10 protein-coding genes are annotated in these 11651 nt (G+C 66.1%); 2 read left to right on the top strand and 8 right to left on the bottom strand.

Annotated elements, in window-relative coordinates:
- Positions 1–69: 69 nt before the first annotated feature.
- The 3 genes from folC to V9K91_RS10500 all read right to left on the bottom strand — a co-directional run bounded on the left by folC (position 70) and on the right by V9K91_RS10500 (position 4809).
- Entirely contained in the window at positions 70–1344 is a 1275-nt protein-coding gene (gene folC, locus V9K91_RS10510) for a bifunctional tetrahydrofolate synthase/dihydrofolate synthase (RefSeq protein WP_306989723.1), read from the bottom strand.
- A gap of 86 nt (positions 1345–1430) precedes the next feature.
- Positions 1431–2075, bottom strand: a complete 645-nt coding sequence (locus tag V9K91_RS10505; RefSeq protein ID WP_306989725.1) for a histidine phosphatase family protein — start codon at positions 2073–2075, stop codon at positions 1431–1433.
- A 568-nt stretch (positions 2076–2643) separates the two neighbouring features.
- The gene (locus V9K91_RS10500; RefSeq protein WP_336442922.1) at positions 2644–4809 is read right to left on the bottom strand and encodes a S46 family peptidase; all 2166 of its coding nucleotides are present in this window, start codon (positions 4807–4809) and stop codon (positions 2644–2646) included.
- Positions 4810–5155: 346 nt separating this feature from the next.
- Here V9K91_RS10500 and tdh point away from each other — a divergent pair, with 346 nt between their 5' ends.
- Positions 5156–6178: an L-threonine 3-dehydrogenase gene (gene tdh / locus V9K91_RS10495; RefSeq protein ID WP_093534614.1), complete on the top strand. Its 1023-nt coding sequence runs from the start codon at positions 5156–5158 to the stop codon at positions 6176–6178.
- A gap of 116 nt (positions 6179–6294) precedes the next feature.
- On the opposite strand, the gene V9K91_RS10490 is transcribed toward tdh, so the two are convergent.
- Positions 6295–6996, bottom strand: coding sequence for a TorF family putative porin (locus tag V9K91_RS10490; RefSeq protein WP_095364530.1), 702 nt, complete (start codon positions 6994–6996; stop codon positions 6295–6297).
- 148 nt (positions 6997–7144) lie between these two features.
- Between V9K91_RS10490 and kbl the strand changes: the two genes are divergently transcribed.
- Entirely contained in the window at positions 7145–8356 is a 1212-nt protein-coding gene (kbl, locus tag V9K91_RS10485; RefSeq protein WP_068849526.1) for a glycine C-acetyltransferase, read from the top strand.
- 13 nt (positions 8357–8369) lie between these two features.
- On the opposite strand, the gene V9K91_RS10480 is transcribed toward kbl, so the two are convergent.
- From V9K91_RS10480 to V9K91_RS10465, 4 genes are all read right to left on the bottom strand, one after another.
- Positions 8370–8714 carry a hypothetical protein gene (locus V9K91_RS10480; protein WP_095364542.1) on the bottom strand — a complete coding sequence of 115 codons (345 nt, stop codon included), beginning with the start codon at positions 8712–8714 and terminating at the stop codon, positions 8370–8372.
- A 55-nt stretch (positions 8715–8769) separates the two neighbouring features.
- A complete protein-coding gene (locus V9K91_RS10475; RefSeq protein ID WP_095364529.1) occupies positions 8770–9609 on the bottom strand; it encodes a pseudouridine synthase in 840 nt (279 codons plus the stop codon).
- 19 nt (positions 9610–9628) lie between these two features.
- Positions 9629–10147: a hypothetical protein gene (locus tag V9K91_RS10470; protein ID WP_068849519.1), complete on the bottom strand. Its 519-nt coding sequence runs from the start codon at positions 10145–10147 to the stop codon at positions 9629–9631.
- Between the two features lie 179 nt (positions 10148–10326).
- The gene (locus tag V9K91_RS10465; RefSeq protein ID WP_068849517.1) at positions 10327–11406 is read right to left on the bottom strand and encodes an OmpA family protein; all 1080 of its coding nucleotides are present in this window, start codon (positions 11404–11406) and stop codon (positions 10327–10329) included.
- Positions 11407–11651: the final 245 nt, after the last annotated feature.

Genomic DNA, 11651 nt, shown 5'->3' with positions numbered 1-11651 from the left:
ACGGCGATTATACGGGCGCGCGCGTGTGCGGCGTCGAAGACGGCTGAACGTTGTCGCTTGTTGCCCGCCTCAGCGGGCGTTCTCGAGCCACAGCAAGGCCTGCGCGGCAGTGTGGAAGGAACCAAAGACCAGCACGCGGTCACCAGCCTGGGCCGCCGACAGCGCCTGCTGCAACGCAGTGTCCACATCGTCATGGGTGGCAGCCGCAGCGGCGGCGGTGCCCGCCAGGCGGGCAAGCAATGCCGTCGCACTCTGTGCGCGCGCACCTTCCAGCCCGGCCAGGTGCCAGCCATCGACGCGTTCGGCCAGGGCCTCGACCACACCGACGGCATCCTTGTCCTGCAATGCGGCGAACACGGCCACGGTACGCCCGGTGGTCGTTGCGGCCTTCAGGGCAGCCGCCAGCTCGCGCGCGGCCTGCGGGTTGTGGCCGACATCGACCAGCACCTCCACGCCATCACGCTCGAACGCCTGCAGGCGGCCGCGGATGCGGGCCTGGGCCACGCCCTCGACGATGGCCGCACGTGGCAGTGGCTTGTCCAGCGCGCGCAGCGCGGCAATCGCCGAGGCGGCATTGCGCAGCTGGATCGGGCCACGCAGCGCGGGCATCGGCAGTTCGATGCGGAAGCCCACGTCACGCCAGGACCAGTGCTGGGCGTCGATGGTATCGGCGAAGAAATCGCTGCCACCACGGATCGCGTTGGCGCCCAGCAGGTAGGCGCGCGCCAGCACGCTGGAGGGCGGATCGGTCTCGCCCAGGATCACCGGCTTCCAGCCGCGGATGATGCCGGCCTTTTCCACACCGATCGCTTCGCGGTCCTCGCCCAGCCAGTCGGCATGGTCGATGTCCACGGTGGTGATCACCGCAACGTCGGCATCGACGACGTTGACCGCATCCAGGCGCCCGCCCAGCCCCACTTCCAGCACGGCCAGGTCGAGCCCGGCCTGCGCGAACAGGTGCAATGCGGCCAGCGTGCCGTACTCGAAGTAGGTCAGCGTGGTGCTGCCGCGCGCGTCTTCAATGGCATTGAAGGCGGCAATGAGCGCCGCGTCGGAGGCGTCTTCGCCGTCGATGCGCACGCGCTCGTTGTAGCGCAGCAGGTGTGGCGAGGTGTACGCCCCCACCCTCCAGCCCGCCGCCCGCGCGATCGCCTCGATGAAGGCCACGGTAGAGCCCTTGCCGTTGGTGCCGCCCACCACGATGGTGTGCGGCGCCGGCTGGCCCAGGCCCATGGCCGTGGCCACTGCACGCACGCGCTCCAGCCCCATGTCGATGGTGGCCGGGTGCTGCTGCTCGATGTAGCTGAGCCATTCGGCGAGGGAATGCGGGCGGGTACTGGTCATGGCAATAAATCGTGGTAACGGCAAATGTAGTGCCGACTGTCAGTCGGCAAATGTAGTGCCGACTGTCAGTCGGCAACCCGAAAAACTCACAACGCCCGATGCTTCGCTTCACCAAAGAACGGCGTGTGGTGCGCGCAGTCGTTCAGGCGCACGACTTCCAGGCTGTCCAGGTCGGCGCCTTCGAGCAGGTTGAGCGTGGTCGGCGCCTGGCGGAAGGTCCACAGCCGCGATAGCGGCAGGCCCAGGATCCGGCACAGGATCACCCGGTTGACCGCGTCGTGGGCCACTACCAACAGCGTGTCGTGCTCGCCCAGCCCTTCGGCGGCGCGGGCCAGGCCGCGCCAGCTGCGGTCCAGCACCAGCCGCAGCGATTCGCCACCTGGCATCAGCACGGTGTCGGGCTCGTCGCGCCAGGCCTGCAGGCGCGAGGGGTCTTTTTCATTGATTTCGCTGGCCAGCAGGCCTTCCCACTCACCGTGGGCGATTTCCTGCAGTTCCGGTTCGGTCAGCAGCATGCCGGCGCGCTCGGAACCGAGGGCCAGCTGCGCGGTGCGCTGCGCGCGCGACAGCGGCGAGGCGACAGCACGGGTGATGTCCACCGACTTCAGGCGTTCACCCAGGGCCTGGGCCTGGGCTTCGCCGATCGGCGACAACGGGATATCGATCTGGCCCTGGTAACGGCCTTCGGCATTCCAGGGGGTTTCGCCGTGGCGGGCAAGCAGGATGCGCATGCGAACTAGAGGTCCTTGGGGGAGAGGAGAACAGTCGCAATCGTTCACGTGATGTGAATGATCGGGGGGGAGCGGCCATCATACCTTGCCGAGCAAACGGTTCTTCTCCCTTCTTCGATCAGGTTCATCGCGAGCGTGTGGGGCCCCGCCGCGACCGGTAGGCCCCTGTGCAAATGTCCCCCGGCGGTCGCCCTGCGGCGACGGCCTCCTCCTTTACTTTGCCAGGGACCTACCGGCCGCGACGGGGCTCGGCTTGCGGTTGGCAGGGAAAAGCGGACGTCACGGTGCAACGCCGGTGGATCGAGTGCCGGGGCGGCATACCCTTGGAGGCGAAGTAAAGGAGGAGGTGTCGGCCTCTGGCCGACGCCGGGGGACATTCGCCGGAAAGGGTATGCCGCCCCGGCGCTCGATTCACCGGCAGCCGCGTTTGATCCTGCACGAAAAAAACCCCGCGGCATTGCCGCGGGGTTTTTTTAACCGGTGTAACGACCAACGGTATGCCCACCGGGGTGGGCACCCTTCGGGCCGTCGACAAGCGACGTTAGGGCCGGCTGCGCCGTCCCTTGCGTTACCTGGCCGTGAGGTTCAGTTCTTTGAGCAGCTGCGGGGCCGGAGCCACTTCCTGCATGATCCACTGCATGTAGCGGCTGTCCACCGCGATCATGCGGGTCATCACCGGGTCGAACACCCAGTTGGAGCTGACCGATTCCCAGTTGCCGTCGAAGGCCAGGCCGACCAGCTTGCCGTGCGCATCCAGCACCGGCGAACCGGAGTTGCCGCCGGTGATGTCCAGGTTGGAGAGGAAATTGACCGGCACCGAGCCGATCCGCTTGTCTTCCAGGCCGCCGTAACGCTTGGCCTTGACCGCTTCCAGCAGGGCCTTGGGCGAATCGAACGGATCTTCGCCCGTTTCCTTGGCCGCCACGCCTTCCAGGGTGGTGAACGGCGTGTAGTTCACCCCGTCCTTGCCATAGCCCATGACGTTGCCGAAGGTGATGCGCAGCGACAGGTTGGCGTCCGGGTAGACGAATTCGCCCTTGCTCTTCTTGTAGTCGGCCACGGCCTGCAGGTAGGCCGGGCGGGCCAGCAGCGATTCGCCTTCACGGGTCTTCTTCTGCTCTTCCTGCTGCAGCAGGGCCGGCATGGTCGCCACGGCGTACTGGATGACCGGGTCGGTGCTGGCTTCGAAGGCGGCGCGGTCGGCCTTGAACCAGGTCAGGCGCTCGTCGAGGCTGCCCAGCGTCGTGCCGGACAGTTTCCTGACCAGGCCGTCCACGGCAGCGGCATCACTGCCGGCCAGCCACTGGTTCAGCACCTCATTGGTGCGCTGGGCCGGCGGCAGGGCCACGTACTGGTTCAGCCAGTACTGCTGCAGCTGCTGGTCCATGCCCGCCACGTAACGGCGGTCCATCTGGCGCAGGCTGCCTTCGATGGTCGGCAGGTCGCGTTCCTGGTAACCGGCTTCGCGCTGCGCGTCCGGCTTGGCGCGCTCGATCGACAGGCGGTACAGGGCCAGCGCGGCGCCGACAGCGGAGGTGTTGTTGAACTGACCCACGAACAGATCGCGCTCGCGGGTGCTCTTGCTGGTATCGAGGTGCTTGACCAGCTGCGCGTGCGCGGCCAGCGCCGGCTTGCCGGCAGCGCCCTGCTTCTTCAACCAGGCCAGCACCGCAGCCTCTTCGGCCTGCTTCTGGCCCGCCGCGTCGATGCGCTTGAAGCCTTCCAGCTGGCCCACGTAGTTCTTGGCCACGTTGTTCATGCTGGCGGCGGTGGCGGCGTATTTCACCTTCACGTCCGGATCGGCCTTGCCGGCCTTGGCGATCAGGTCCAGCACCGCGTTGTAGTGGCGGGCGATGGTCGGGTAGGTGAAGCTGGCGGTTTCATTGAATTCCGCAGCCAGTGCGTAGCGGTTGGTGCGGCCCGGGTAGCCGGCCACCATCACGAAGTCGTCGGCGCCCAGCGGCTGGTCGGCGAACTTCAGGAAGTGCTTGGGCTGGTACGGCACGTTGTCGGCCGAGAATGCGGCCGGCTTGCCGTCCTTGCCCACGTAGGCGCGGTAGAAGGAGAAATCGCCGGTGTGGCGCGGCCACATCCAGTTGTCGACGTCGCCGCCGAACTTGCCGACGCTGCCCGGGGGCGCGTAAACCAGGCGCACGTCCTTGATTTCCATGTTGCGGAACAGGCGGTAGGTGTTGCCGCCGGAGAAGCTGTACAGGCGGCAGCGGAAGCCGGCATCGGCCTCGCACGCGGCGGTCTGTGCCTTGTCGAAGGCTTCCAGCGCGCGGGTGCGGGCCAGCGGATCCTTGCCGGCGGCGGCGATGGCGGCCTTGGCCTGGTCTGTGACGTCGGTGATCTGGTCGAGCACGAACACGCGCGCGTTCGGGCCGGCGCTCAGCTCATCCTTCAGGGTCGGCCCGTTGAAGCCGTCCTTGATCAGGTTCTTCTCGGCGGTGGAATTGAGCTGGATCGCACCGTAGGCGCAATGGTGGTTGGTCACCACCAGGCCCTGCGGGGACACGAAGCTGGCGGTGCAGCCGCCCAGCGCGACCACCGCGCCCATCGGGTCGCCGGTCAGGTCGGAAATCTGTTCCGGGGACAGCTTCAGGCCCGCCTGCTTGAGCGGACCGGCGATTTCCGGCAGCTGTTGCGGCACCCACATGCCCTCAGCGGCATGGGCGGCCTGGACCAGCGCAAGGCTGGCGACGACGGAGAAGGCAAGCAGGTTCGAGCGCATGGGCGGCCCCTGGTGAAAGAACCGCCGATTGTAGCCGGGCCAATGGTTGATTTATCTGGATCCCGGTGTGCCCGTAACATTTCGTAGGTCCGGCCGTTGGCCGGACACCGCGCGCAGCGCGGCGCAAGCGTCCGGAACCGGTTGCCCACCTGATCAATGCCATCCGTCCGACGTTTAGACCCACCGAAGCCACCCGTCAGGCGTTCATGGCGCCTGAATGAAGAGCAGCCGGCCAACGGCCGGCGCTACCGGCAGGTACGGCAGCGCAACATATGAATCCCCCGCCCCGCCCTATAATTCCTCCTTTCCCCCCCAGACGAGTTCCACCCCGATGGCGCAGCAAACAATGAAGGCCCTGGTCAAGCGTGAAGCCGCCAAGGGCATCTGGCTCGAAGAAGTGCCGGTGCCGGTGCCGGGCCCGAACGAGGTCCTGATCAAGCTGGAGAAGACCGCCATCTGCGGTACCGACCTGCACATCTACCTGTGGGACGAGTGGAGCCAGCGCACGATCAAGCCGGGTCTGACCATCGGCCATGAGTTCGTCGGGCGCATCGCCGAGATCGGCCCGGGGGTGACCGGCTACGAGATCGGCCAGCGCGTGTCGGCCGAAGGCCACATCGTGTGCGGCCACTGCCGCAACTGCCGCGGCGGCCGCCCGCACCTCTGCCCGAATACCGTGGGCATCGGCGTGAACGTCAACGGCGCCTTCGCCGAATACATGGTGATGCCGGCCAGCAACCTGTGGCCGATCCCCGACCAGATCCCGTCCGAGCTGGCCGCCTTCTTCGACCCGTACGGCAATGCCGCGCACTGCGCGCTGGAATTCGACGTGATCGGCGAAGACGTGCTGATCACCGGTGCCGGCCCGATCGGGATCATCGCCGCCGGCATCTGCAAGCACATCGGTGCGCGCAACGTGGTGGTGACCGACGTCAACGACTTCCGCCTGAAGCTGGCCGCCGACATGGGCGCCACCCGCGTGGTCAACGTGGCCAACACCTCGCTGAAGGACGTGATGAAGGAACTGCACATGGAGGGCTTCGACGTGGGCCTGGAAATGAGCGGCAACCCGCGCGCGTTCAACGACATGCTTGACTGCATGTACCACGGCGGCAAGATCGCCATGCTCGGCATCATGCCCAGGGGCGCCGGCTGCGACTGGGACAAGATCATCTTCAAGGGCCTGACCGTGCAGGGCATCTACGGCCGCAAGATGTACGAGACCTGGTACAAGATGACCCAGCTGGTGCTGTCCGGCTTCCCGCTCGGCAAGGTGATGACCCATCAGCTGCCGATCGACGAATTCCAGAAGGGCTTTGACCTGATGGAACAGGGCAAGGCCGGCAAGGTGGTCCTGAGCTGGAATTGACTGCGCGCTGTCACGACCAACGGTCGTGACCTACCAGATTGCGGTAGGTGCCGACCGTTGGTCGGTACGAAAAAGGCACCCATCGGGTGCCTTTTTCTTTGCCGGTCCGGCGCGCGTTATTGCCCGACGGCGACCGTGAACACCACGCGGTTGTCGGCCAGCTTCCCCGAGTTGTCGCGGCCGTTGCCGTCCGTGCCGTAGTAGCCCAGGCCGAGGGTGAACAGGCCCCAGGTGCGGTTCACGCCGATGTTCCAGTCGGTGTAGTCCTTGGCAACACCGTCTTCGAACGTGCTGCGGCCGACGTTGGCGGTCAGGTTGAACTCATTGGGCAGCGTCCATTCGGTGCCTGCGGCGAAGTACCAGCCATCGGTGTCGGTGTTCCAGACATCGTTGGTGTAGGCCACGGTCACGTTGTAGTGCTCGGCGAAGCTGGTCTTGGTGATCAGCTCGGTGTACGCCAGTTCGCTGGAGCCGGGGTAGCTGTAGTGGTTGAGCATCACGTCGAAGTTGACGCTGTCGGTGACGTCCACGCCGTAGCCGATGAAGTAATCGACTTCGGCATCCGGTCCGCCGTCGCCGAAGTCCACGCCCGAACCCCACACACCGGCGTACAGGCCGACCGGCGAGGTGTAGGTGAAGCCGGCCTGCACGGTCGGGTCTTCGTCGGTCTGGGAGACACCGCGGAACACGTAATCGGACACGCCGGTCACGTTCCAGCTGAACGGCGATTCGGCCTCGTCCTGGGCACTGGCGGCAAACGGGGCAAGCAAGGCGGCGCAGAGCACAGCGGCGGCAGTACAGCGCGTGGTGTGGTTCATGCGGGGTCTCTCCGGGACGTGGGGTGGATGCAGCGCGTGTTTACGGATTCTTAACCTGATTGATATTGCGATGCAACAATCCCATCTGCAACCGTTTCCTGCGGTGGCCTGTAAAATCCCGGTTTTCCCGTGCCGATGACCGCCTGCCATGACCGATGCCCCGACCGCCCCGCTCACCCAGCACTATGTTGAGGAACTGGAGGCGATCCGCGCCCAGGGCCTGTTCAAGTCCGAGCGCGTCATCACCAGCCCGCAGTCGGCCGAGATCACCCTGGACGACGGCCGCACGGTGCTGAACTTCTGCGCCAACAACTACCTGGGACTGGCCGACCACCCGGACCTGATCCAGGCGGCCAAGGACGCGCTGGACAGCCACGGCTTCGGCATGGCCTCGGTGCGCTTCATCTGCGGCACCCAGGACCTGCACAAGCAGCTGGAGCAGCAGATCGCCGGCTTCTTCGGCAAGCAGGACACCATCCTGTACGCGGCCTGCTTCGACGCCAACGGCGGCCTGTTCGAGCCGCTGCTGGGCGAGAATGACGCGATCATCTCCGACGCGCTCAACCATGCCTCGATCATCGACGGCGTGCGCCTGTGCAAGGCCAAGCGCTTCCGCTACGCCAACTGCGACATGGCCGACCTGGAAGCCCAGCTGCAGGCGGCCGATGCGGCTGGCTGCCGCACCAAGCTGATCACCACCGACGGCGTGTTCTCGATGGACGGCTTCATTGCCCCGCTGGATGAGATCACCGCGCTGGCGAAGAAGTACAACGCGCTGGTGCACATCGACGAGTGCCACGCCACCGGCTTCCTGGGCGCCACCGGCCGCGGCTCGGCCGAGGTCAAGGGCGTGCTGGAGAAGATCGACATCATCACCGGCACCCTGGGCAAGGCCATGGGCGGCGCGCTGGGCGGCTTCACCACCGCCAGCGCCGAAGTGATCGAGCTGCTGCGCCAGCGTTCGCGCCCGTACCTGTTCTCCAACTCGCTGCCGCCGCACGTGGTCGCCGCCGGGATCAAGGCGTTCGACATGCTGGCCGCTGCCGACGACCTGCGCACCACGCTGGCCGACAACACCGCCTACTTCCGCCAGAAGATGACCGCCGCCGGCTTCGACGTGAAGCCCGGCGTGCACCCGATCAGCCCGGTGATGCTGTATGACGCGCCGCTGGCGCAGAAGTTCGCCGAACGCCTGCTCGAGGAAGGCATCTATGCGATCGGTTTCTTCTTCCCGGTCGTGCCCAAGGGCCAGGCCCGCATCCGCACCCAGATCAGCGCCGCGCACACCCGCGCACACCTGGACCGGGCGATTGATGCGTTCACCCGGATCGGCCTGGAGCTGGGCGTGATCAAGGGCTGACGCGCATCGCGCGTCATTTCTTTTTCTTCTTGCCCTTCGCGTCTTCCTTGCTGGCCACCACCACCGGCTTGGCCGCCGGCGTCGCATTCGGGTTGCCCTTGGCGACCCGGATGCCGTTTGCCTTCATCCACGCATCGAACTCGTCGGCGCTCATGCGCTTTTCGCCGTTGCTCATGTGGAAGCGATAGGCGCCCCGCCCATCGCGTTCGGTGGGCTGGATCTCCACGATCTTGTCGGTCACCGGCGGCGGCGTGGCCTTGGCCACCTCCTTATGGCCGCCGCAGGCGCTGAGCAGCGCGGCAGGCAGCAGCAGCCAGGCGCTGCGCAGCAGGGAACGGGTCAGGGGGTGGGCGTACATGGCATTCTCCCGGTAGGTGACGAAATCTCGGTCGCAGGCCATCCCTTGCCCAATCTCAGGTATCGGCCACGGCGACATCGGCCGTGGCGGTCAGCAGGTCCAGCTCGTGCGGCTCCAGTTCGCGCCAGGCACCCTTGGCCAGCGTGCCCAGCGGCAGGCGGCCGATGCCTACGCGCACCAGCCGCAGCACGTTGATGTCGAAGGCCGCCAGCAGGCGGCGGATATGGCGGTTGCGGCCTTCTTCCAGCACCACTTCCAGCCAGGCGGTCTTGTCGCCACTGCGCAGCAGGCGTGCCTGGCGGGCGCGCAGGAATTCGCCGTCGTCGTCCACGCCGCTGCACAGCGCAGCCAGCTGCGCGGCATCGGGAATGGCATCGATCTGGACGTGGTAGGTCTTGTCCGGCCCAGTGCTGGGGTCGGTCAGCCGCGCAGCCCACTGCGGGTCGTTGCTGAACAGCAGCAGGCCTTCACTGGCCTTGTCCAGCCGCCCGACCGGCGCCAGCCACGGCAGCCCCGCCCCATCGAAGCAGCGGTACACGGTGTCGCGGCCCTGCTCGTCCTGCGCGGTGGTGACCAGGCCGCGCGGCTTGTTGAGCACGATGTGCAGGCGGCGCGGTGCATCCAACGGCTGGCCATCGACACGCACCACGTGACGGCCGTCGATGATCGGGAATTCGGGGTTGTTGATGGTGCGCCCATCGACCGTCACCCGGCCCTCGCCGATCCAGCGCGCCGCTTCGGTGCGCGAGCACAGCCCGGCCTTGGACAGCACGCGCGCCAGCCCGTGGCGTGGCGCATCGCTGGGCTGGGCTGCAGGTCTGGCGGCAGCGGACGCACGCCGCGGATCGCGGCGTGGTCGAGCGGTGGGCGCGGCGGGGGGGCGACGGTTACGCATCGGGCGCCGCGCGCGTTGCTTACTTCTTGCCGCCCGGCTTGGTCTCAGCCGGTGCTTCGGCGGCCGGCGCGGGCGCGGGTGCAGCGGCGGCGGCCGCACGCGGCTTGACCACGCGCACGCCGCGCGACTTCATCCAGGCGTCGAACTCATCGGCGGTCATGCGCTTGCCGTTCTGGCTCATGTCGAAGCGCCACGGCGTGTTGTCGAACTCGGTCTGCGGCTTGTAGGCGGCCGGATCGTTCGGCTTGATCGCAGGAGCGCCCGGCATCGCCTTGGCGATGTTCTGGCAGCCATCGATGCGCAGGCGCTGCAGCACGCGGTCGAGCGACTGCTGCTGGTCGAAGTTGGAGGTCAGCACGCCGGCGGGCATGCCCAGCTGCACGTTGCGGATGTACAGCTCGGACGCCACCGGGGCGATCGCGGTGGCCGGCAACGGCAGCGGCTTGACGCTGGTGGCCGAAGCGGAGCAATCCACGGCTGCGTAAGCGGTGGGAACCAGGGCCAGGCCGAGTGCGGCGGCCAGTGCGATACGCAGCATGGGATGCATCCAGGAAAGAGGGTGACGCACCGAGTTTAACAGCGCCACAACGCCTTTCAAGATCCCACATTCAATGAATACGGCAACTTGTTGGATTTATTGTTGATTCCTGGCAAACAAGGCAAAAAAAAGGGCCCGGCAATGCCGGGCCCTTTCCTGAAACTGATGTTCCGGAACGATTAGTTCTGGACGTTCAGCTCGGTACGACGGTTCTTCTCGCTCTTGCAGGCCGGGAAGGTCTGCGGGGTCTGCTCCAGCGGACGGCTCTCGCCATAACCGATCGGACCGGCCAGACGGCTGGCGGCGACGCCGTTCTGGGTCAGATAGTTGTACACGGCGGTCGCACGACGCTCGGACAGCTTCTGGTTGTAGTCATCCTTGCCGCACAGGTCGGTGTGGCCAGCCACTTCGACGCGGATGTCCGGGTAACGCACCAGGATCTGGGTAGCTTCGGACAGGATCGCCACGGCGTCCGGACGCAGGTTCGACTTGTCGAAGTCGAAGTTGACGCCCTTCAGGTCGATGGAGACCGGCACCGGGCAACCGTCCGGACCGATGGTCTGACCCGGCTGAGAGTTCGGGCACTTGTCGTCGCAGTTGTTGACGCCGTCACCGTCGTCATCCAGGTCTGCGCAGCTCGGGGCAACCGGCGGCGGGGCAACAACGGCAGCAACCGGCGGCGGGCCCAGCGGGATCACGACGCCGACCGAGGCCAGCACGTCGCCGAACCAGCTTTCGTCCGCAGCGGCAATGCTCTTGTCGTCGAAGTCACCGCGGTAGGCCACTTCGGCGCGGACTGCAACGCGCTTTTCGAAGGTGGTCTGCAGGCCGACGCCGACCTTGGCGGCGAAGTTGCCGTCCTTGCGGTCACCCGGACGATCGTTCAGGCGCGAGAACTCTTCTTCCGACTTCTGGTAGCCCAGACCCATCAGCAGGTACGGGTTCCAGCCACGGCCTTCGGAGATGAAGTGGCGGCGCAGGTCGACCGAGGCGCCGTACTGGCTCCAGTTCAGGTCCTGGTTGTCGTCGAAGTTCGGGTTCTGGTAGTTCAGCTCGCCGTCCAGCGACCAGTTGGGGCTGATGAACTTGCCGAGACCCAGGGTAACGAACGGAGCGTCGTTGGTCGTACGGTCGCTATCCTGGAAGTTGAAGCCGGCCGAACCGGTCAGGTACCAGCGGTCATCAAAATCCTGCGCGGAGGCTGCCTGGGCAAACGCCAGGCCGCCCAGCAGCGCGGCAGTGAGGATCTTCTTGTTCATGTAATACAGCTCCTATTTCGGGGGTATGAAACCGGTAGAGGCATGGGCCAGCACTACTGCGTCGTTTAAGACTGCCGATTCAGCACGCCACCGCCGCGAACATTATGCTCAGGGGAGTGAAGGCGATGTTAACGGTCACGTAACATGTGAAATCAGCGACCAGACCTCCTCCGGGTCCAGCTGGTGGCACCCTATACAGGTTGGTGAACTTCCGCAAGACCCAACAATGGCAAGGCTTTTCAGGA

Origin of the sequence: Stenotrophomonas sp. CCNWLW57, from assembly GCF_037203925.1 — a bacterium.
Classification (GTDB): Bacteria; Pseudomonadota; Gammaproteobacteria; order Xanthomonadales; family Xanthomonadaceae; genus Stenotrophomonas; species Stenotrophomonas rhizophila_A.
The sequence above is the reverse complement of the archived record's forward strand: the minus strand, read 5'-3'. Positions and strand labels throughout refer to the sequence as shown.